This is a genomic window from Burkholderia sp. Ac-20353, assembly GCF_017104785.1.
In the GTDB taxonomy this organism is placed as follows: domain Bacteria; phylum Pseudomonadota; class Gammaproteobacteria; order Burkholderiales; family Burkholderiaceae; genus Burkholderia.
The window spans coordinates 1-19,768 of record NZ_JAAGPL010000165.1 but is presented as its reverse complement, the minus strand read 5'-3'; the positions used below and the strand labels follow the sequence as shown (position 1 = coordinate 19,768).

The following is a 19,768-nucleotide window of genomic DNA, read 5'->3' as shown; positions in this document are numbered from 1 at the left end:
GGGCGACCTGCTGCGCCGGCGGCCGGACGTGGCGGCCGCCGAAGCGCGGCTGCATGCGGCGACCGCGCGTGTCGGCGTCGCGACGGCCGACCTGTTTCCGCGCTTCACGCTGTCGGGGCTGCTCGGCAGTGCGACGAGCAGCTACGGGTTCTTCCGCGCGGGCAGCGACACGAACCTGATCGCGCTCGGCGTCGACTGGTCGTTCCTCGATGTCGGCCGCGTGCGTGCGCGGATCGCCGCGAGCGATGCGGAAGCGGCCGGCCAGCTCGCGCAGTATCGGCAGACCGTGCTCGGCGCGCTGGAGGAAACGGAGAACGCGTTGCTGCACGTGGCCCGCACGCGTGACGAGACCACGCACCTCGTGCGTGCCGCGGACGACAGCGCGCGCGCCGCGCAGCTCGCGCAGACGCGGTTCTCGGCCGGCGCGATCGACTACTACGAAGTGCTCGATGTGCAACGGACGCTGCTGCAGGCGCAGGACGCGGCGGCCGACGGGCGGATGCGCAGCGCGGCGGCGACGGTCGCGCTGTACAAGGCGCTTGCCGGCGGCTGGCCGTCCGGCGACGGGCCGCGCGCGCAAGGCCCGCTCGCGCAGTCGGTGCGGTAGCGGGGGGTAATGAGCGGGCGCCGGTCGACGACTGGCCCCGTGCGTCCTTCGAGATGAATTGCATCGAGGTAAAATGTAATTGCAACTGCAATTCAATGAGAGGGACGACCTGACATGAGCGCACCCGAACCCGATCTGTGGTTCTCGTTCGTCCGCGCGCACCGGACGATGATTCGCGAGATCGAGCACCGCCTCGCGGATGCCGGCCTGCCCGCGTATGCGTGGTACGACGCGTTGTGGGGGCTAGAAAGCGGGCCCGACGGCACGCGCCGCATGCACGAGCTGGCCGACGTGCTGGCGATCGAGCGCTACAACCTCACGCGACTCGTCGATAGGCTCGAGCAGGAGGGGCTCGTCACGCGCGCCCGCTCGGCGGACGATGGCCGCGCCGCGTATGCGAGCATCACCGACAAGGGGCGCGCACTGCGCAAGAAGATGTGGAAGGTGTACCAGTCGACTGTCGCGGAACTCTTTCTCAGCCAGTTCGGCAGCAAGGAGCAGGTGGCGATGGCCGCTGCGCTCGATCGTGCGACGGGCGCCGCGCGCGACGCGGCCGCCGACGCGAAGAAGTGAAGCCGCCGCTGACGCGCTGACGTTGTGTCGCGCGCGCTGCGCTCAGGTTGTCTCGCGGGCCTTGACCGTCATCCGGCAGACGGTCGCGAGCGCGAGCAGGTTCGGGTCGCGCTCGCGGCGCTGCAGGAAGCTGAGGCCGATGGTCTGGCGCATCGTGTGCTGTCCGGCAAGCGGCACGAGTGCGATCTTGTGCGCGAACAGATCGCGCACGCGGCCCGGCAGCAGCGTATAGCCGACCCCGCCGCCGACCAGGTTGATCAACGAGAAGATGTCGCCGACCCGCATCACGACGTTCGGCGTGAAATCGGCGATGCGGAACGCCTCGACGAAACCCTGGTGGGTCGCGAAGCCTTCGCCGAGCGACACGAACGGCGCGTCGCGGCACGTGCCCAGATCGATCGTGTCGCGCTGCGCGTAAGGCGAATCGATCGGCGCGGCGAAAAACATTTCATCATCGAACAGTGCGATCGATTCGATCTCGGCGTCATGCTCGGGCATGGCCATCAGCGCCGCATCGATCGCGCCGTGCCGGAGCTTGTCCAGCAGGTCCGCGTTCGATCCGAGCACGAGTTCCGCCTGCAGTTCGGGCCGCCGTTCCTTCAGCGCGATCACGACCTCGGGCACGGTGCGGATCGTCAGCGAATAGAGCGAGCCGATCTTCAGCTGCCCGGCGCCGTAGCCGGCGGCCTCGCGCGTCACGCGGATCCCGTCGGTCATCGTCTTGATCACTTCGCCCGCGACTTCGGCGAGCACCTGAGCGGCTTCGGTCGGAATCAGGTTGCGGCCTTCGTGGCGAAACAGCGCGCAATGCATGCCTTCTTCCAGCGAGTGCAGTGCGCGGTGCACGCTGACCGTGCTGACGTTCAACACGTCGGCCGCCTTCGCGAGACTGCCGGTTTCCATGAAGGCGAGGAGTACTTCGAGCTTGCGGAAGGTGATCTCTTCGTTAATGCGATTGCGCATGGTCGGACCGCCGGAAGGATGTCGACCGGAAATTCTGCCCCGGAACCCCGGCACTGCACAATGCGGGCATCGCGTGACCATGTGCTGCGCGCCTCGGCTCGGACCCGTCTCGGACACCCGCCGGACATTTAGTCTGCGGCTAATGCTTTGCCTTCCGGACTAATTGATGCGTGTTTTCGGCGTGCCTATGATCGATCCACGCCGGGCGTGCGTCGGCAGGCGGGCATGCCCCCCGCGCGACCTTCCCGGTGCGGTGTCGGGAACGGGCGGCCCATGCCGCTGCCATGAAACAGCAGGAAAGGGGGACAGACATGCGCGCTGATTCACGTCGTAGCACGCGGCATCGGCAGGTGGCCGCCGCCGTCGTCGGCAATACGCTCGAGTGGTACGACTTCATCGTCTACGGGTTCTTTTCCGGGATCATCGCCCGCCTGTTCTTTCCCGCCGAAAGCCAGTACGCGTCGCTGCTGATGTCGCTCGCGACGTTCGGCGTCGGGTTCTTCATGCGTCCGGTCGGCGGCGTGCTGCTCGGGCTCTATGCGGACCGCAAGGGTCGCAAGGCGGCGATGCAGCTGATCATTTTCCTGATGACGCTGTCGATCGCGCTGATCGCGTTCGCGCCAACCTACGCGGCGATCGGCCCGGCCGCGCCGGTCCTGATCGTCGCCGCGCGGATGCTGCAAGGGTTCGCGACCGGTGGCGAATACGCGAGCTCCACCGCGTTCCTCGTCGAAAGCGCACCCCCGCACCGGCGCGGCCTGTATGGCTCGTGGCAGCTGATCGGCCAATGTCTCGCGGTGTTCGCCGGCGCGGCGATGGGGGCGTGGGCGACCCGCAACCTGTCGCCGGGCGCGCTCGACAGCTGGGGCTGGCGCGTGCCGTTCGCGATGGGGCTGCTGATCGGGCCTGTCGGATTGTGGATCCGCCGCCACATGGAGGAGACCGACGCGTTTCTCGACGCGAGCAAGGCGGCCGGGCAGCCGGCAGTCAGCGTGTCCGGCGTGCTGCGCGACAACCTGCGCGGCGTGCTGGTGTCGATCGGCCAGACCGTGACGGGCACGGCCGTGTTCTACGTGATGCTCGTGAACCTGCCGACGTTCGCGCACAAGACGTTCGGGCTGCCGCTCGACCAGGTGTTCAACGTGCAGATGCTGGCGGTGGCGCTGCTGACCGCGACGATTCCCGTTGCCGCGTCGCTATCCGACCGCATCGGCCGGCGGCCGGTCCTGCTCGCCGGCATGCTGGCGCTGCTGACGGTCACCTATCCGCTGTTCTCGTGGCTCGCCGCGGCGCCGAGCATCGGGCGTCTGCTCGTCATGCAGCTCGTCATCTGCGTGAACATCGGCGTCATCTACGGCCCGGCGCCCACCGCGCTCGCGGAGCAGTTCGCGACGCGCACGCGTTCGACCAGCATCGCGCTCGCCTACAACATCGCGGTGATGCTGTTCGGCGGCTTCGCGCCGTTCATCGTCACGTGGCTGACGCGCGCGAGCGGCTCGCCGGTCGCGCCTGCGTGGTACGTGCTGTTCGCGACGCTGTTCGGGCTGGCCGCGAGCGTGTTCATGCATGAAGGCGCGCCCGCCGTGCTGGAACGCCGGCGTTATCGCGACGATACGGTCGTGAGCGCCGAATAGCGCGGCCGCTGCCTGGCCTCGCCGAGCAGCTCCGGTCGATCAGTCCGCCCAGCCCGGCGCCGCAAAGACCACGTCGCCGCGAAAGCGCGTCTCGATCACACGTGCCTGCGCGAATTCTTCGACCGGATGCCGGAACGGGTTGCGATCGAGGATCGCGAAACTCGCATCCTTGCCGGCCTCGAGCGAACCCGTGCAATCGTCGAAGCGCAGTGCGTATGCAGAGTTCACCGTGTACGCATCGAGCATCGTGAGCAGGTCGAGCCGTTCGTGCGGATTCCACGGCGGGCAGTCGGGCTGTTCGATCAGCGCATGCGTGACGCCGGTCTGGATGATCGGCAGCGGATTCATCGTGCTCACCGACCAGTCGGAGCCGCCCGCCAGCATCGCGCCGGCATTGCGCAGGCTGCGGAACGGATAGTTGCGCGCGGTGCGCTCCGGCCCGAGCAGGTCGCAATAGAGCTGCTGCTGTTCGGGGTGGGCGGCGGTCCACAGCGCCTGCATGCTCGCAATCGCGCCCAACTGGTTGAAGCGGCCCATGTCGGCCGGATCGACGAGCTGCAGGTGCGCGAGCTGCGCACGCCGGTCGCGTACGCCGTTGCGACGCTGCACGTGTTCGAGCGCGTCGAGCGTCATGCGCACCGCGCGATCGGCGAGCGTGTGGAAGTGCAGGTCGAAGCCGGCCGAGTCGGCGAGCACGCAGATCTCGTTGAGCGCGTCCTGGCTCCACAGCGTGAGGCCGCAGTCGTCGGTGCCCGCATAAGGTTCGAGCAGCGCGGCCGTCTTCGATTCGGGCACGCCGTCGACAAAGATCTTCACCGTATGCAGGCGCAGGTTGTCGCATTCGTACTCGCGGCGCCACGCGGCGAAGCGTTCGACCTGCTCGCGCGGATCGCGGCGCGGGTTCGCGTACAGCCCCGCGCTCATGTATACCTTCAGCGTGCCCGCGCGTTGCGCGGCGGCATAGGCGTTGAGCTCGCCCTCCTGGACGCGCGCATCGAACCACCCGGTGATGCCGAAGCCGTGCGCCATCGCATGCGCCTTCGCGAGCGATTTCGGATAGCCGGCCGGGCTCAGTTGCGGAATGTGCGAGCAGATCCGGTAGAAGGCCGCCTCGTGGACGACGCCGGTGGGCGCGCCGGCCGCATCGCGCTCGTGCACGCCGCCTGACGGATCGGGTGTGTCCGCCGTGATGCCGACGGCGTCGAGCCCCTTCGTGTTGAGGCAGCCGCTGTGTACGTCGACGCCGACCACGAGGAGCGGGCGGTCGGGCACGATCCGGTCGAGCAGCGCGCGCGTCGGGTAGGCGCCGAACGCAGCCAGATTGGCGCCGCCGAGATAAACCCACGGCTCGTCAGGCGTCGCGTCCGCGCAGGCGCGGATGCGCTGCAGGATCGTGTCGGGATCGTTGATGCCTGACAGGTCGAAGTCGCCGAGGATCTGATGGCCTTCGAGCGGATGCACGTGACCGTCGATGAAGCCCGGCAGCATCAGCCGGCCGGCGAGATCCACGACGCGCGTGGCCGGGCCGGCCAGCGGGCGGATCTCGTCGTCGCGGCCGACCGCCAGAATCTTGCCGTCGCGGGTGGCGAGCGCTTGCGCGAAGCGGCGCTGCGCGTCGCCGGTATACAGGATGCCGTTCAGATAGACGGTATCGGCGTGTTGCATGGTGTCTCCGAGTCAATCGACGTGTTCCGGTCGTCGGGTGGCTCAGATACTAGGGGCGGAGCGTGGAGCTGTCTGTCGTCGTTTTGAGGACAAGGTGCGACAAGGCAGATGGCGGGTGGGGACGGAAGGTAGGCCGACGCCGTCCTGCATCGGCCCGGGCGATGCAGGATTTACGACGGACGCATGGACGCGTCGACGTCGGCCTCGCACCACGCGAACAGGCCGGCGTGGCGGGCATGGTCAGCGCCAATACCCGTCGACGTACACCCAAGCCTGCCCCTGGCGCCGCCAGGAGCCGGGAATCCAGCGATGGCCGGGGCGACGCGCGATCCAGCGGCCGGGGATCCATACATATTGTCCGCGCTGCCACCGCCAGTAGCCGTCCGTCCAGATATAGCCGCCCGGCCGCGGCGGTGGCGGGCGCCGTTCGTGCCGCATCGCCGGCGGCGCCATCCGCGGGCGGTCGTCATAAGGCGGACCGTCGGGATTGCGGTACGGGCCGGACGGCCGGTAAACGGGTGGCGCGGGCGGCGCGGGCTGCGCCGAGGCGGTGCGCAGCCAGGCTCCCGTGCCGGCGAATGCGGCGGTCAGTCCGATGGCGCGCAACAACGAGCGTCGATTCATGGCTTGCCTGTCCTGTTGGGCTGTCGTGTCCGTCGTACCTTAGCGCGCCCGGTGCCCGGCCGGGTTACGCGCGCCGTTAAGGCTGTTACCGCATGTCACGGCCGCGGCGGCGCCGGTCGAACGGGCTCGCAGCGCGCGACACCCTCGGATCATTCGCTTTGCGGGGCATTCCTCCGACGTTTTCCGCCGAAGCATCTGCCGCAGGAGCCAAAACCCTGATATTTGGGACAAGGACAGGTAAAAATTGCCGGTTTCGAAGGGGGTGTGCGATTCCGCTTGTTGTTTCTATGCAACCGTCAAGACGCTGACATGTAGGAATGGTGCGATGAATGCGACCAAAAAGCAGCCGTCAAGAAGCCAAAAAGAAACGTCAAAACAAATACTTATAAGACGGCCCCATTTCTATTATTTCTAGATCTGGAAAAGCTTATTTCTTTATTTGCGAATCGCGCCCCTAGGGTACACCCCTAAACTCACGGTTCCCAAACGGGCAACTATCCGGGCGCAGCCAGCAGGACCGATGGCGTTTCCGGGCGGTTGCAGACCGTTTATGAACAAGGTCGCGAGACCTGCCTCTTTTTAGAAGGGAGCTCCACGAATGAACAAGACTCTGATCGTTGCAGCAGCTGCAGCATCGTTCGCAACCGTCGCTCACGCGCAAAGCAGCGTCACGCTGTACGGCGTGCTGGACGCAGGCATCACCTACACGAGCAACGTCTCGAGCCTCAACGCCAACGGCCAACTGGCAAACGGCGGCAAGTCGCGTTGGGCGATGGGTTCGGGCATTGACCAGAGCCGTTTCGGCCTGCGTGGCTCGGAAGACCTGGGTGGCGGCCTGAAGGCAATCTTCACGTTGGAAAGCGGCTTCAACATCGGTAACGGCAAGTTCGCGAACGGCAGCAACGGCATGTTCAACCGTCAAGCTTTCGTCGGCCTGTCGAGCCAGTACGGCACGGTCACGCTGGGTAAGCAGTATGACGCAACGCAAGACTACCTGGCGCCGCTGACGGCAACGGGCTCGTGGGGCGGCACGTACTTCGCGCACCCGCTGAACCTCGACCGTCTGAGCACGACCGGCGATGTCGCATCGAACAACACGATCAAGTTCACGAGCGCGAACTACGCTGGCCTGCAATTCGGCGGCACGTACTCGTTCTCGAACAACACGAACTTCGGCAACAACCGTGCGTACAGCGCGGGTGCTGCATACCAGTTCCAAGGTCTGAAGCTGGCAGCTGCATACTCGCAAGCGAACCTGGGTGACGGTACGAACGGCAACGGCGCGACGTCGTCGGCGATCGGTGGCATCGCTAGCCAAGGCCGCGTCCGCACGTACGGTGCTGCTGCCGCTTATGCATTCGGTCCGGCACAAGTCGGCGCTGCATGGACGCAAGCGCGTCTCGACAACAATGCAGTCGGTGTGGGCACGCTGCGCACTGACAACTACGAAGTCAACGCAAAGTACAACCTGACGCCGGCTCTCGGCCTGGGCGCTGCTTACACGTACACGAACGCGAAGATCAACAACGGCAGCACGCACTGGAACCAGTTCGGCCTGCAAGCTGACTACTCGCTGTCGAAGCGCACGGACGTCTACGCACAAGCTGTGTACCAGCGTGCAGCGAAGAACGGCATTGGCGCATCGATCTACAACGGCGACAGCATCAGCAACAACCTGCCGAGCTCGTCGATCAACCAAACCGCAGCAACGGTTGGTCTGCGTCACCGCTTCTAAGCGTGACTGCTGGGTAACCAGCTCTGAAAAAGGCGCCTTCGGGCGCCTTTTTTGCGTTTACGCGGCGTGAAGGCCGCGGATGGTCCGGCGAATTCGATCCGAGGGCGGTCCGGACGAAAAAAAGCGAGGCATCCGATCCGGATGCCTCGCTGGCTCGATGTGGTGGCGCGTTGCGCAGCCGCCGGCAGCCTGCCGCACGGCGGCCGCGTCAGCGCGTGTATTCGCCGTTTGCCTCGGGCTGGAACACGATCGCGGCGACCTTCATCAGCTTCTCGATGCCGCTCGGCTGCATCACCTTCACCAACTGGCCGCGCTGCGTGCCCAGCAAAGCCATGCCAACCGGCGAAAAGACGTTCAGGCGCCCTTGTTCGAGATTGGCTTCATCGGGATAAACAATCGTCCAGGTGGTCTGCTCGTTGGTCGCTTCGTCGAGCAGCGTGATCTGCGAGTTCATCGTCACGACGTTCGCCTTGATCGCGTCGGACTGGACGATGTCGGCCCGCTCCAGCAGCGCGTCGAGCATCGTCTGGAAGCGTGGGCTGTGCTCGGCGTGCTTCTCGAGCCGGGCGAGGTCGAGTTCGGTTATCTGGTGCAGACGTTGTTTCATGGCAATTCTCCAAATGATCGGCAGGGACAGGCGTGGCAAACCTACGTAGATCGCCCGGAGCCTGTCTGACGTGGCTCCGGGAGGAGACTGGGCCGTCAGATCAAGCGCCGGGCAGGGGTGAGCGGAGCCTGGGCCGTGCGTCGAGCGAGGGGGTGCGCCGGGTTGCCGGCGAGCGCGCGCATGCCGTCCGGGCCGGACGGCGAAGCAACTGGAAGCAAGGGCGCGCGCATGGTGTGAAAGAATTTGTCGGTTGGATAAAACCTTTCAATTCTACAACGGAACGTTGAAGGCTGCTTATTTGCGTGTCAGCCATTCGTCAGGGATTGTTGTCGAAATGGCTTAAATAGCGACGTTGCCTTGGCGTAGCTGCTCATGATATTTGCCAAAACTGCAACGCAGTATGTTCAATCTAAGGGTTTCCCCTCGGTGATGCGGAGACTAGACTGGATTCAATCGCTTCAGACAGACCTGCCGGAAGCGACGTGAACACAGAACATATATCGGAGGTAAATCATGAAGTCGATCATTTACGCAGCGATTGCCGCTACCGTCCTCGCCACCCCGATCGCGTCGTTCGCGCAGTCGGATCAGGGGCTGACCCGCGACCAGGTCAAGGCCGAGCTCGTGCAACTCGAACAGAATGGCTACAAGCCGCTGGCCAGCGACGCGGAATATCCGGCGAACATCCAGGCCGCCGAGCAGCGCATCCAGCCGAGCCAGCAAGTGCTGACGCGCGCGGACACGAGCGGCTACGGCGCCGCAGCCACCGGCGCGGCACAGTCGGGCCGCCGCACGACGGAAGCGCCGAATCCCGTGAATTCGATCTACTTCGGCAACTGATATCCCGGGTCTGCCCGAACGCACCCATACCGACGGGCGGCGCGCCACACACGCGTCGCTCGCCAACAGGCGCAGAACCTCCGTCGCCGCATTCCGGCGGCTTTACGCCCAGACGCTCGCGCGTTTGGGCCTTTTTTGCTGGGACGCGGTCAGACAGACGTGACGGCGGGGGTTCCGTGGATATAGTGCTCGAGCTGGCTGATCGTGAATTGCTGATCCGCAATCACGCTCTTGACGAGGTCGCCGATCGACACGAGGCCGATCAGTTTGCCGTCGTCGAGGACGGGCAGGTGACGCATCCGGTGTTCGGTCATCAGCGCCATGCACTCTTCGCTCGACTGCGACGGCTCGACGTAGCGCACCTTGGCGGTCATGATTTCCTCGACGCGCGTGGCCTTCGACGAGCGGTCCTGCAGCACGACCTTGCGCGCGTAATCGCGCTCGGTGACGATGCCGGCGATGTCGTCGCCTTCGACGACCAGCAGTGCGCCGATGCCCTTTTCGGCCATCAGCTTGATGGCGTCGTAGACGAGATCGGTCTTCCTGACGGTGTAGATCGTGCGGCCGGAATCCGGCTTGGCCTTGAGAATCTGCGCGACAGTCGTGCTCATTCGCTTTCTCCGTGTGCAGGGCAATCCAGGGAAGGCAGGGCGTGATGCGCGTCACCCGATGGATCGAGTATAAACGGGCGTCGGCAGCAGGCGCGTGACTAATTCCAGATTAGCGGTAAACTCCCGTCACGTGCCATCCAGAAAATTCCTACATTACAGATCGTTTGATTGAATCCATGATGTCTTCGCGTCCCCAATCGCCCACGTCGGGCAACGGCCAGGCCGACGAGTGCGTGACGCTCGTGGCCACCGCCTCGCTGCCCACGCGCTACGGCACGTTCACGTCATATGCTTTCCGTGTGTCGGGCAGCGATGCCGAACATCTCGCGCTCGTGATGGGCGACGTTGCCGGCGAGCAGTCCGTGCTGACGCGGCTGCATTCCGAATGCCTGACCGGCGATGTGTTCGGTTCGTATCGCTGCGACTGCGGCGAGCAACTGGATCTCGCGCTGCGCTACATCGCCGCGGAAGACCGTGGCGTGCTGCTGTACCTGCGTGGCCACGAAGGGCGCGGCATCGGCCTGAGCAACAAGATCCGCGCGTACGCGCTGCAGGAGCAGGGGAGGGATACTGTCGAAGCGAACCTCGACCTCGGCCTGCCCGACGATGCCCGTGAATACGATTCTGCTGCCGCGATCCTGCGCATCCTCGGCGTGACGTCGGTGCGCCTGATGAGCAACAATCCGAAGAAATTCGACACGCTCGTGAAGCATGGCATCCCCGTTTGCGAACGCGTGGCGCTGGCCGTGCCGGTGCGCGAGGAAAACGAACGCTATATCCGCACGAAGCAGACGAAGTTTGGGCATTACTTCGAAGAAAACGAGTAATGGAAACAAGGGGCTCTGCGGAGCCCCTTGATTCTTTTTGGAAAACTGCCGAGATCGGTTGCTCGAAAACGCACTACTGTGGCAAGGAGCCGCACCACATGGACGTGAGCCGCGGTTGCCTTCGCATCCATCCTCCGCCACGTTCCGTGTGACATGTGGCATGACCGACCGGCGGAACTGCCTGTCGGTGCAACAGCGCTCAGCCCGTGGGGATAGCAGGACCCCAGGACGGTGCAGCATCCACACACCGCCCCGATTCATCGCAACATCCCGTCACTCAAGCGATTGCCGGGTCCGCCACTGCCACCGTATCCGGACTGTGTCCATCGGATAGGGACTGCGCACCGGCGAGGCGGCGATACCGTGCCAGCGCCCACAGCGGGAAGTAGGCCGTGTAGCCGTGATACTTGAGGTAGAAGATGCGCGGAAATCCGGGTGCATTGTGCGAGCGGTGCCACCAGAATCCGTCGTCCTGCTGGACCGACAGCAAATAGGCGATGCCGCGCCGCACGGAATCCGATTCCCAGTCGCCGAACGCCATTTGCGCGAGCAGCGCCCACGCTGTGCAGTTCGACGTGCTTTCGCCGTAGTTGGTCGCGGCGAGACTCGGGTCGATGTAGCTGTCGTTCGTCTCGCCCCAGCCGCCATCCGCATGCTGTCGCGCGCGCAGCCATTCGAGCGCGCGGACGATATAGGGCTGCGACTTGTCCTCGCCGGACAGCGCGAGGCCGGCCAGCACGCTCCACGTGCCGTACAGGTAGTTCGTGCCCCAGCGGCCCCACCAGCTTCCATCGGGCTGCTGCGCGCGCTTCACGTATTCGATGCAGCGCGCGTATGCCTGCTGGTTTTCTGCGCGCTTCGTGACGCCGAAGCACAGCAGCACGCGGCCCGACGCGTCTTCCGTCGGTGCATCGAGGAGCGCGCCATGATCGGCGAACGGAATGGCGTTCAGGTAGAGGCGATCGCAATCGGCATCGAATGCGCCGAATCCGCCGTTGCGCGATTGCAGCCCGCGGATCCATTCAAGTGCGCGCGTGACGCGTTCCGCGTAAGGATGCTCGCCCGATGCCCGCGCCTGCGCGCGGCCCCGGCGGTCGAGCATCGCCGTGACGAGCGCGCTGTCGTCGAGGTCCGGATAGTGCGGATTCGCATACTGAAACGCCCATCCGCCCGGTTGCGTGTCGGGTCGCGCGTTTTCGGCCCAGTCGCCGCGCAGATCGTTCACCTGGCGCGCTGCCAGCCAGTCGTACGCGCGTGCGATGCGCTCGTCGAACTCGCGTCCGGCATCCGGACGCTCCGGCTCCGGTGCTGTCACCCCTTGCGCCTGTTCGAGCGCCATCGTGCTCCAGGCAGTGTCCCAAACTGGCGACAGGCATGGCTGGCAGTACATGCTGCCGTCCGCTCGCGTGACCAGCAGCTTCTCCAGTGCGTTTTCGCAATCGCGCCGCAGCGGATGGTCTTCCGGGTAGCCCAGCACGTCCATCATCTGGTAGCTGTACACGATCGGCGGAAAGATGCCGCCCAGCCCGTCGTCGCCGTTCATGCGCTCGGCGCACCATGCTTCCGCGTGCCGGATCGCACGCTGCCGCAGGCGCTTCGGCAACAGCGGTTCGATCGGGCGGACCATGCGGTCGAGCACCAGAAAGAGCTTGCGCAGCCCGCGAGCCGGCGCGAAGTAGTGGCGCTCTTCGTCGGGCGGCGTGACGAACAGCTCGGCGACCGACACGTTGCGCGGATTGCGCGCGCGGGCCTTGAGCGAACACAGCACCAGCAGCGGCACCATCGTCGTGCGCGCCCAGTAGGCGACCTTGTACATCGAGATCGGCGCCCATTTCGGGAACAGCACGAACTCGACGGGCATGAACGGCGTCGCGCGCCATGGCACCTGGCCGAACATCGCGAGCAGGATGCGCGTGAACACGTTCGATCTGGCTGCGCCGCCGAGCTTCAGGATCGCCTCGCGCGCGCGCACCATGTGCGACGCATGTTCAGGATCACCCGCCGCCTTCAACGCGAAATACGCCTTTACGCTGCACGACACGTCCGGGGCGCCGTCGACGTACAGATCCCACGCGCCGTGCGAATCCAGACGCTGGGTCGAACGCAGGTAGCGAGCCAGGTTTTCCTGCCGAACGTCATCGATCCTGTCCATGAAATGCATCATCAGGATGTATTCCGCGGTAATCGTCGCGTCGGATTCGAGTTCGAAACACCAACTGCCGTCCGGCTGCTGGAGGCGTGTGAGGGCGTCGCGTCCGCGGACGATGGCGGCATCGAGCGCGGACCGGGGGGATGAGGCGGGATTGTTCATGTCGCGAATAATACCATCCGGATGGAATGTTTTTAGGGAGGATCGCGGATGCTAAGATCCGCGCTATGAAAAAACGCCTCGACCAAGCGCCGCACAACGTTGCCGCGAATGCTGCACCGACCGCGCCGACCATCCCGACCGACACGCACTCAGCCGAACAACCGTCGGCACCGGCGACAGGCGCCACCGGCGTGCGGCGCAAGAAAGCGCCGGAGCAGGTGCGGGCCCAACTGCTCGCGGCGGCCTCGGATATCGCCACGCATCACGGCGTGCAGGCGCTGACGCTCGACGCGGTAGCCGAGCGCGCCGGCGTGACGAAGGGGGCGCTGCAGTATCACTTCGCGAACAAGCAAGGCTTGCTGGATGCGCTCTTCGAGCAGACGACGGAGCGCTTCAACCGGCAGATGGACGCGCGTATCGCTGCGGATCCTCATCCAGCCGGGGCGGCGGCGCGCGCGTACGTGCACACGATGCTGGACAAGGCAAACCCGGCGGCCAGTACCGACGTGCTGCGTGTCCTCGTCGCGTCGATGGTAAGCGAGCCGGAGACGCGCGAACGCTGGTCGGTGCCGATTAGCGAATTGAGCCGCCCCGACCCCGTGCCGCTCGAGCAGGCGGCGACGCTGATGATCTGCCGGCTCGCGGCCGATGGCTTGTGGATTTCGGAGCTGATCGGCAGTCCGGAACTGCCGGCCGACCTGCGCGCGGAAATCGTCCGGCAACTGGATCGCATGACCGCAGGCGCGGGCCTTACGGACATGCACGGATCGGATGCCGCGGCTCGTCCCGGGAAATAAAAAAGCCCGCTGCTTGAGCGGGCCGAATCCATGCGTGGAGACATGGAGGAGACAGACGTAAATTTAAGGGAAAACCCTAGCGAGCGCAATACCCTGTTGTATTCCTGCCACGTGCGCGTGGCAGGCTTTCCGGACTTTGCCCGGTGTGACCCGTCGACAAGCCGCGCGCCCGATGTTCGCCGAACCGCCCTTGTGCGATCGGCAACGCAAACTTGTCACGCATTTCCGTCTCGATCCACGCACATGCTTCACGCGCGCAGTCGTTGAGCTCGTGCCGGCTCGCGTGGCCGTCGATGTCGTAGACGAATCGCACACCGACTTCGTCGTCCGCAAGTTGCCGCTCGAGCTGGTTGAGTTGCAGTTGCGGCGTGTGCCGCTGCGACAGCGCGCGCAACTCGTCGAAGTGATACTCGAGCCAGTCCGCGAAGAACAGCGCGTCGCTGCGGCACGGCAGCCGGAATGCCGCGCTGCGCGACGGGCGCACCGTGCCGTCGGCGCCGCCTGCCGGCAGCGTGGCGGACGCATGCGCGGCACGCTCGGAGCCGGCCGCCGTTTCGACGACCGGCGCGAGCGGGTGCCGGATGTGCCGGTACGGCTCGCGATCGCGCAGCGCATGCCACAGCAGTTCGTCGCTCGCGGCACAGGAAGGCTGCATCGTCAGGTCGTGGCGGCCGTCGCCTGCCGCGGCAATCTCGCGAATCACGAGGCGCAGCGAGCAGAGCGGCTCGTCACCGGCCAGCAGCGTCGCCGCGCGGGGCAGGCCGCTGACGAGCGGTGCCGGCCCGGAAGCCCGGAACACGAGCCCGCGGCGGTCGAGCCAGACGAGCGGCAGCGGTTCCGGAAACGACGGATAGGCGACGGCGATGCGGCTGCTGCTGCCTGCGGTCGTCAATCCGGGCAACATCGCGTAAAACGCCGGTGAGTGGTCCACGTTGATACTCCTTCATATACGATGCCGCCAGAGAAACTGCGCGCTCAGGCGGCGATGGCTTGCCGGGCACCGGATTCCGGATCGATTCCGAGTGCTGCAAACGTTTGCGGATCAATATCGATCCAGCACGCGACCACCAGACGACCGTCGACCACCTTCGGCGGACCTGCGCGGTGCGCATGCACGCCGATGCGGCGGAACAGGCGCTCCATGCTGACGAACGTCACGCCGATCAACTGCCGGGCGCCGAGTTGCGCCGCGCATTCGACCACCGCCGCCAGCATCGGCCGTACTGCCCACACATCGCTGTCCGCAGCGTCGCCGGTTGCCGCGAATCGCGACAGTTCCCACACCGCGGCCGATTGCGGCAGCGGCATGTCCTCGGCGATCAGGTCCGCGAACAGCGTCTTCAACAGGTACGGGCGCGTTGTCGACAGCAGACGCGCGCATCCGCACATCTCGCCGCAGCCGTTGCGTGCGAACACGTAGACGGTATCGTCCCGGTCGAACTCGTCATGCTCGTAACCCTCGTTCGCCGACGGGAGCGCCCAGCCGAGCTGCTCGACGAACACGCGGCGCCGGTAGCGCCCGAGATCCGCTGCAAGTTCGTGTGGCAACCGCCCCTCCTCGTGAACGAAGGTCTGCATGGTGTCCTCGGGTCTGTGCTTGGTATGCGTGCATTACAGCGTGCGTCCCGAGGCGGTCGTAACTGGTAACTCTTACAGGGTGGCTGGGCGAAATGGCCGATTCGCGAATGGAAGCGGTTTCTTGATCTGCGGGATTGAAAACCGGCCGGGTTTTGCTTATAAAGAGCGCCAACGCGGCGTAAACGTCAGACGATTGCGCGGCCGGTTGTCACTGGAGCATTGGCCCGGCATGATAGGCGTCGTTGTGCGCGAGCACGGCGGCTGCCACGGCGGCGGGCCAGTCGATCGATGCGAGGTGGGCCGAGAGCATCGCGGCGGTGCGGGTCATGCCGATGTCGGCACCGGCGGCGTCGATGGCCATCACGTTGCTGCGGACGTCGCCGCCGGCGATCACGAATGCGCCGGACGCGCGTTCGCGGTACCAGTCCCAGCCGACCGTCACGTAAGCGACGCCGGCGACGGCGGGGCGATGCCATTCGGTGTAGCCCGCGATGCGTGCATCGATCGCGCTGTTGCGCAGTTCCGCCAGCAGTGACGCGTCGAGGCCGCTCGTGACATGGTCGAGCGCAAGCTCGACCAGTGCGCTTTCGGACAGGCGCACGTAGCCGTCCGGAGACGGGCCGCGGAAGGGATGCAGCAAAGGTGAAGTCATGCGCGAAATGTATCAGCCCGAACCGGCGCTGAAACCTGACAAGTATGACAGCGTGACGTTGTCGGAGAACGAATGGAACTGCGCTGGCAGGACGCCTACCATCAATTCAGCGCCGCGGAAGACGAGCAGCAGCTCTTCCAGCGGATCGCCGCCTATTCGAAGCGCCTCGGCTTCGAATACTGCTGTTACGGGATCCGGGTGCCGCTGCCGGTGTCGAAGCCGGCGGTCGCGATCTTCGACACCTATCCGGACGGCTGGATGGAGCATTACCAGGCGCAGAACTATATCGAGATCGATTCGACGGTTCGCGACGGTGCGCTCAGTACCAACATGATCGTCTGGCCGGACGTCGACAAGATTGCGCCGTGCCCGCTGTGGCAGGATGCGCGCGACCACGGGCTGTCGGTCGGCGTCGCGCAGTCGAGCTGGGCAGCGCGCGGCGCGTTCGGCCTGTTGAGCATCGCGCGCCACGCCGATCGCCTCACGCCCGCCGAAATCAACATGCTCACGCTGCAGACCAACTGGCTCGCGAACCTGTCGCATTCGCTGATGAGCCGCTTCGTGGTGCCGAAGCTGGCGCCGGAGGCGAACGTCATGCTGACTGCGCGCGAGCGCGAGGTGCTGTGCTGGACCGCCGAAGGCAAGACGGCGTGCGAGATCGGCCAGATTCTCGGCATCTCCGAGCGGACCGTGAACTTCCACGTGAACAACATCCTCGAGAAACTCGGCGCGACCAACAAGGTGCAGGCGGTCGTCAAGGCGATTTCGGCCGGGCTCATCGATACGCCGTGAGTGGCGCGGCGCCGCTCACTCCATCAGCGGCTCCGCTTCCTTCGCCGTCCAGCTCACGCTGGAGATGCTCTTTTCCATGCTGATGCGGCTCGCGATCTGCTCGAGCTTCGGCTGATCCTTCGGATGCAGCTTCAGCGTCGCGGTGACCTTCAGCCGGTTCGGCTGGTCGGGCACGTCCTCGCTCGTCAGGCTCTGGAACGACAGCGGTTTCGCATACATCGAATTCGACAGCAGCGTGCGGATATGCACTTCGTCCGCTGCGAGGCAGATCACCGTGATCTGGTATTCGCGCACGAGATCCGCGTTCGACACGGGCGTCGCATTGATCGCCTGGCTCACGCCGCGCAGCAGCGTGTTGGTCAGCAGCACGACGCCGGTGCCGGCGAGCGCCGGGACGTAGTGGCCCGAGCCGGACAGCACGCCGACCGCGGCCGAGCACCACAGCGTCGCCGCGGTGTTGATGCCCTGGATCGAACCCTTGTCGCGCATGATCACGCCGCCGCCGAGAAAGCCGACGCCGGACACGACGTACGCGGCGATCTGCGTGACGCCGGCCACGCCGTTGCCGGTCAGCACGCCGAGCGTGACGAACAGGCACGCGCCGCTCGCGACCAGCGTGATCGTGCGCAGGCCGGCCGTGCGCTGCCGCATCTGGCGCTCGAGACCGATGGCGACGCCGCAGGCGAACGCGGTGAAAAGACGAATGGCGAAATCGAAAGTCATGAGTTGTCCTGCCGTGCAAGGGGCGCGTGCAGACGGACGTCGGGTCGGCGCCAGGCCGGGGGCGACGCAATGTCCGTCATCGCGCGGTAACTGTACCGCGCGAATGCGTGACGCAGTGTGAAACGGAGCGGCATGCCGGACTCGCTGGAACGCGAGCCGGGGCAGGAGAACTGCGGCGGGCAGGCGTTCAGGCGGCGAGCCGCGCACGCAATGTGCTGCAACTGTCCACGTTGATTCCTGAAAGATGAATGGGCGGCATTCTAGGCGGCGGCGCGCGCTTGCGTCAACTCGCACGTATCGTTCGACTCGACGTGGCCGCCCGCTGCACGTTGGGCGCGCGCGTTACAGCCCGCATTCCGGCGCGCGTTACCGAGTTAACGCGCCGCGCTGATCGTGCCCGTCGCGAGCGCGAGCGTGGCGGCCGCCGACAACGCGCCGCAGTAGCTGTCGACGTCCGCGTTCTTCGCGACGAGCAGCTGGCTCTGTGCGAGCGTCGCGTCGGTCACCGTGCCGACGCCATTCCGGTACGCGGTCAGCGCGGCGTCGTAGCTCGTCTGCGCGGCGGCGGCGAGCGCCGTCGCGGCCTCGTGCGACGCGAGACTCGTCTGCAGCGCGTTCTGCGCGGCGACGATCTGCCGGACCGCTTCCTCCTTCGTGCGCGTGAGCCGTGCCGTCGCGCTGTCGGCGTCGTTGTGCGCCTGCATCAGCACCGCCGAGCGCAGGCCCGCGTCGTACAGCGGAATCGTGATGCCGACGAACACGCCGCCGCCGTAGCGGTTGCCGTTCAGGTTGACGGTCGGCGCCTGCTGGCCGATCGCGGGCAGTGCGGAGATCGACGTGCCGCCGCTGAGGTAGGACGCCGTTGCGGACATGAACACCTTCGGCATGAACTCCGCCTCCGCCGCCTTCACCTTCGCGCGATCGGCCATTTCGAGCGCGTACGCACCCTGCAGGTCGGGGCGCCGCGCGATCGCGTCCGACACGATCGCGTCCACCGACGTGCCGAGTGCGGGCGGCAGCGGCCGCGCCGGCAGCGTCGCGATCGTCGGCTTCGACAGCGGCGAGATGCCGAGCGCGGACACGAGCCCGAGATAGCCATCGCTCTCCGCGCCGCGCGCTTCGACGAGCGCGAGGTTGGCCTGTGCGCGGTTCTGGGTTGCCTGCGCAACCTCGACGATGGTGCCGACACCCTGCTTGAGCCGTGCGCGCGCTGCCGCGGCGATCGCATCCGCGTTCGCGAGGCTCTGCTGTGCACTGCGCGCGCGCGAACGCGCGGCTTCGTAGCGGTAATACGCGATGGTGACGTCGTGGATCACCTGCTGATGGACGGCCGTGAACGTGACGTTCGACACGATCGACACCTGTTCGGCCGCTTCGACGCGCGCCGCTCGGCCGCCGAAATCGAACAACAGCCACTGCAGCGCGAGTGCCGACACGGTGCCGTGCGCGCTCGTGTTTGCCGACGCGTCGCCGAGCAGCGTCGACGTCGAGCCGTGGCCGGCCTGGTAGCCGCCCATCGCGGTCGCGGACAATTGCGGCAGGTACGCGGCCTTCGCGACGCCGACCGCGAGCGCCGCATTGCGTGCATCGTTCCACGCGATACGGGTCAGCGGGTTCGTCGATTCGGCGAGATCGATCAGTTCGGGCAGCGTGTATGCATGAGCGGCATCGAACGCGACGGGCGGCGGCACGGCCGCGAGCGCCGTGTTGGCGGGCAGCGTGTAGTCGTGACTCGGCGGATACCCCTGAGGTTTCGGCGCGCCCGGCACGATCTCGCCGGAGGCTGTCGTCTGCGGCTGCCACGGGCGATCGGACGCCTCCGGCGCGAGGTCGAGCGACGACGTCGCGCAGCCGGCCAGCACGACGGCTGCCGCGACGGCGGCAACGACGAACGGGGTGGTCGGCGGTTCAGGAACGCGCATGAGAAAGAGACTCCTTCGGTGTGGCTTCACGGGCGGCGTCGGCGATGCGAGCGAGCCGCGCATCGATCAGGTTCAGCAGTGCGTCATGTGCGGGGGTGGCGCCGTTCGCGGCGGCAGCGGACTGCATCGCCGTGGATTGATCCGCGTGGTCCGAGCCCGTCGCACGGACATCGCCGCCCATGTCGGCGTCCCGCGCGACGCGCGTGAGCCGCGCGTCGATCGCCGCGTCGCCCGGCGCGCGTTCGGCGAGCAGGAACAGCGGTCCTTCGAGCGCGCCGAGTTCCGCGAGCGTGCGGCGGCGCGCGGC

The 19,768-nt window shown here is 66.1% G+C and carries 19 protein-coding genes and 1 pseudogene; 8 read left to right on the top strand and 12 right to left on the bottom strand.

Going from position 1 to position 19,768, the window contains the following annotated elements; translation table 11 throughout:
* Both G3N94_RS31080 and G3N94_RS31075 read left to right on the top strand, forming a co-directional pair.
* Positions 1-607, top strand: a 607-nt coding sequence (locus G3N94_RS31080; RefSeq protein ID WP_205797040.1) for a TolC family protein, incomplete at its 5' end; no start/stop codon positions are given.
* A gap of 114 nt (positions 608-721) precedes the next feature.
* Entirely contained in the window at positions 722-1,180 is a 459-nt protein-coding gene (locus G3N94_RS31075) for a MarR family transcriptional regulator (RefSeq protein WP_205797037.1), read from the top strand.
* A 42-nt stretch (positions 1,181-1,222) separates the two neighbouring features.
* On the opposite strand, the gene G3N94_RS31070 is transcribed toward G3N94_RS31075, so the two are convergent.
* Entirely contained in the window at positions 1,223-2,143 is a 921-nt protein-coding gene (locus G3N94_RS31070; RefSeq protein WP_205797033.1) for a LysR family transcriptional regulator, read from the bottom strand.
* A 311-nt stretch (positions 2,144-2,454) separates the two neighbouring features.
* On the opposite strand from G3N94_RS31070, the gene G3N94_RS31065 reads away from it, so the two are divergent.
* The gene (locus tag G3N94_RS31065; protein ID WP_205797030.1) at positions 2,455-3,777 is read left to right on the top strand and encodes an MFS transporter; all 1,323 of its coding nucleotides are present in this window, start codon (positions 2,455-2,457) and stop codon (positions 3,775-3,777) included.
* Positions 3,778-3,816: 39 nt separating this feature from the next.
* Here G3N94_RS31065 and G3N94_RS31060 read toward each other — a convergent pair whose 3' ends face one another.
* Positions 3,817-5,442 (bottom strand): amidohydrolase, encoded by a 1,626-nt coding sequence (locus G3N94_RS31060; RefSeq protein ID WP_205797027.1) that lies wholly within the window; start codon positions 5,440-5,442, stop codon positions 3,817-3,819.
* 240 nt (positions 5,443-5,682) lie between these two features.
* Positions 5,683-6,066: a YXWGXW repeat-containing protein gene (locus G3N94_RS31055; protein ID WP_205797024.1), complete on the bottom strand. Its 384-nt coding sequence runs from the start codon at positions 6,064-6,066 to the stop codon at positions 5,683-5,685.
* Between the two features lie 598 nt (positions 6,067-6,664).
* Here G3N94_RS31055 and G3N94_RS31050 point away from each other — a divergent pair.
* The gene (locus G3N94_RS31050; RefSeq protein WP_205797021.1) at positions 6,665-7,801 is read left to right on the top strand and encodes a porin; all 1,137 of its coding nucleotides are present in this window, start codon (positions 6,665-6,667) and stop codon (positions 7,799-7,801) included.
* A gap of 208 nt (positions 7,802-8,009) precedes the next feature.
* Here the strand turns inward: G3N94_RS31050 and G3N94_RS31045 are convergent, their stop codons facing one another.
* On the bottom strand, positions 8,010-8,408 hold the full coding sequence (locus tag G3N94_RS31045) for a GreA/GreB family elongation factor (protein WP_205797018.1): 399 nt from the start codon (positions 8,406-8,408) through the stop codon (positions 8,010-8,012).
* Positions 8,409-8,921: 513 nt separating this feature from the next.
* On the opposite strand from G3N94_RS31045, the gene G3N94_RS31040 reads away from it, so the two are divergent.
* A complete protein-coding gene (locus tag G3N94_RS31040; RefSeq protein ID WP_124603171.1) occupies positions 8,922-9,248 on the top strand; it encodes a DUF4148 domain-containing protein in 327 nt (108 codons plus the stop codon).
* A 149-nt stretch (positions 9,249-9,397) separates the two neighbouring features.
* Here G3N94_RS31040 and G3N94_RS31035 read toward each other — a convergent pair whose 3' ends face one another.
* Positions 9,398-9,859: a CBS domain-containing protein gene (locus tag G3N94_RS31035; protein WP_124603172.1), complete on the bottom strand. Its 462-nt coding sequence runs from the start codon at positions 9,857-9,859 to the stop codon at positions 9,398-9,400.
* Between the two features lie 176 nt (positions 9,860-10,035).
* Here G3N94_RS31035 and ribA point away from each other — a divergent pair, with 176 nt between their 5' ends.
* Positions 10,036-10,686, top strand: a complete 651-nt coding sequence (gene ribA / locus G3N94_RS31030) for a GTP cyclohydrolase II (protein ID WP_205797016.1) — start codon at positions 10,036-10,038, stop codon at positions 10,684-10,686.
* 277 nt (positions 10,687-10,963) lie between these two features.
* Here the strand turns inward: ribA and shc are convergent, their stop codons facing one another.
* Positions 10,964-12,997: a squalene--hopene cyclase gene (gene shc, locus G3N94_RS31025; protein WP_205797013.1), complete on the bottom strand. Its 2,034-nt coding sequence runs from the start codon at positions 12,995-12,997 to the stop codon at positions 10,964-10,966.
* 65 nt (positions 12,998-13,062) lie between these two features.
* Between shc and G3N94_RS31020 the strand changes: the two genes are divergently transcribed.
* Entirely contained in the window at positions 13,063-13,794 is a 732-nt protein-coding gene (locus G3N94_RS31020) for a TetR/AcrR family transcriptional regulator (protein WP_205797011.1), read from the top strand.
* A 76-nt stretch (positions 13,795-13,870) separates the two neighbouring features.
* On the opposite strand, the gene G3N94_RS31015 is transcribed toward G3N94_RS31020, so the two are convergent.
* From G3N94_RS31015 to G3N94_RS31005, 3 genes are all read right to left on the bottom strand, one after another.
* Positions 13,871-14,725: a hypothetical protein gene (locus G3N94_RS31015; protein ID WP_346778744.1), complete on the bottom strand. Its 855-nt coding sequence runs from the start codon at positions 14,723-14,725 to the stop codon at positions 13,871-13,873.
* Positions 14,726-14,769: 44 nt separating this feature from the next.
* Positions 14,770-15,372 carry an acyl-homoserine-lactone synthase gene (locus G3N94_RS31010; RefSeq protein WP_205797010.1) on the bottom strand — a complete coding sequence of 201 codons (603 nt, stop codon included), beginning with the start codon at positions 15,370-15,372 and terminating at the stop codon, positions 14,770-14,772.
* A 208-nt stretch (positions 15,373-15,580) separates the two neighbouring features.
* Positions 15,581-16,024, bottom strand: a complete 444-nt coding sequence (locus G3N94_RS31005) for a DUF4902 domain-containing protein (RefSeq protein WP_205797008.1) — start codon at positions 16,022-16,024, stop codon at positions 15,581-15,583.
* Between the two features lie 72 nt (positions 16,025-16,096).
* On the opposite strand from G3N94_RS31005, the gene G3N94_RS31000 reads away from it, so the two are divergent.
* On the top strand, positions 16,097-16,816 hold the full coding sequence (locus G3N94_RS31000) for an autoinducer binding domain-containing protein (RefSeq protein WP_205797007.1): 720 nt from the start codon (positions 16,097-16,099) through the stop codon (positions 16,814-16,816).
* A gap of 15 nt (positions 16,817-16,831) precedes the next feature.
* On the opposite strand, the gene G3N94_RS30995 is transcribed toward G3N94_RS31000, so the two are convergent.
* From G3N94_RS30995 to G3N94_RS30985, 3 genes and pseudogenes are all read right to left on the bottom strand, one after another.
* The gene (locus tag G3N94_RS30995) at positions 16,832-17,539 is read right to left on the bottom strand and encodes an MgtC/SapB family protein (protein ID WP_205797006.1); all 708 of its coding nucleotides are present in this window, start codon (positions 17,537-17,539) and stop codon (positions 16,832-16,834) included.
* A gap of 374 nt (positions 17,540-17,913) precedes the next feature.
* Positions 17,914-19,461, bottom strand: a complete 1,548-nt coding sequence (locus G3N94_RS30990) for a TolC family protein (protein WP_205797005.1) — start codon at positions 19,459-19,461, stop codon at positions 17,914-17,916.
* Positions 19,448-19,768, bottom strand: a pseudogene (locus tag G3N94_RS30985) (FUSC family protein); the annotation flags it as partial. The gene G3N94_RS30990 and the pseudogene G3N94_RS30985, both read right to left, overlap by 14 nt.

What these genes read in the sequence shown, in the direction of transcription:
- G3N94_RS31010 (WP_205797010.1), bottom strand. Translation starts at nt 15,372, where the DNA reads ATGCAGACCTTCGTTCACGAGGAGGGGCGGTTGCCACACGAACTTGCA.
- G3N94_RS31005 (WP_205797008.1), bottom strand. Translation starts at nt 16,024, where the DNA reads ATGACTTCACCTTTGCTGCATCCCTTCCGCGGCCCGTCTCCGGACGGC.
- G3N94_RS31040 (WP_124603171.1), top strand. Translation starts at nt 8,922, where the DNA reads ATGAAGTCGATCATTTACGCAGCGATTGCCGCTACCGTCCTCGCCACC.
- G3N94_RS30995 (WP_205797006.1), bottom strand. Translation starts at nt 17,539, where the DNA reads ATGACTTTCGATTTCGCCATTCGTCTTTTCACCGCGTTCGCCTGCGGC.
- G3N94_RS31035 (WP_124603172.1), bottom strand. Translation starts at nt 9,859, where the DNA reads ATGAGCACGACTGTCGCGCAGATTCTCAAGGCCAAGCCGGATTCCGGC.
- G3N94_RS31075 (WP_205797037.1), top strand. Translation starts at nt 722, where the DNA reads ATGAGCGCACCCGAACCCGATCTGTGGTTCTCGTTCGTCCGCGCGCAC.
- G3N94_RS31065 (WP_205797030.1), top strand. Translation starts at nt 2,455, where the DNA reads ATGCGCGCTGATTCACGTCGTAGCACGCGGCATCGGCAGGTGGCCGCC.
- G3N94_RS31060 (WP_205797027.1), bottom strand. Translation starts at nt 5,442, where the DNA reads ATGCAACACGCCGATACCGTCTATCTGAACGGCATCCTGTATACCGGC.
- ribA (WP_205797016.1), top strand. Translation starts at nt 10,036, where the DNA reads ATGATGTCTTCGCGTCCCCAATCGCCCACGTCGGGCAACGGCCAGGCC.
- G3N94_RS31000 (WP_205797007.1), top strand. Translation starts at nt 16,097, where the DNA reads ATGGAACTGCGCTGGCAGGACGCCTACCATCAATTCAGCGCCGCGGAA.
- G3N94_RS31070 (WP_205797033.1), bottom strand. Translation starts at nt 2,143, where the DNA reads ATGCGCAATCGCATTAACGAAGAGATCACCTTCCGCAAGCTCGAAGTA.
- shc (WP_205797013.1), bottom strand. Translation starts at nt 12,997, where the DNA reads ATGAACAATCCCGCCTCATCCCCCCGGTCCGCGCTCGATGCCGCCATC.
- G3N94_RS31020 (WP_205797011.1), top strand. Translation starts at nt 13,063, where the DNA reads ATGAAAAAACGCCTCGACCAAGCGCCGCACAACGTTGCCGCGAATGCT.
- G3N94_RS30990 (WP_205797005.1), bottom strand. Translation starts at nt 19,461, where the DNA reads ATGCGCGTTCCTGAACCGCCGACCACCCCGTTCGTCGTTGCCGCCGTC.
- G3N94_RS31045 (WP_205797018.1), bottom strand. Translation starts at nt 8,408, where the DNA reads ATGAAACAACGTCTGCACCAGATAACCGAACTCGACCTCGCCCGGCTC.
- G3N94_RS31050 (WP_205797021.1), top strand. Translation starts at nt 6,665, where the DNA reads ATGAACAAGACTCTGATCGTTGCAGCAGCTGCAGCATCGTTCGCAACC.
- G3N94_RS31055 (WP_205797024.1), bottom strand. Translation starts at nt 6,066, where the DNA reads ATGAATCGACGCTCGTTGTTGCGCGCCATCGGACTGACCGCCGCATTC.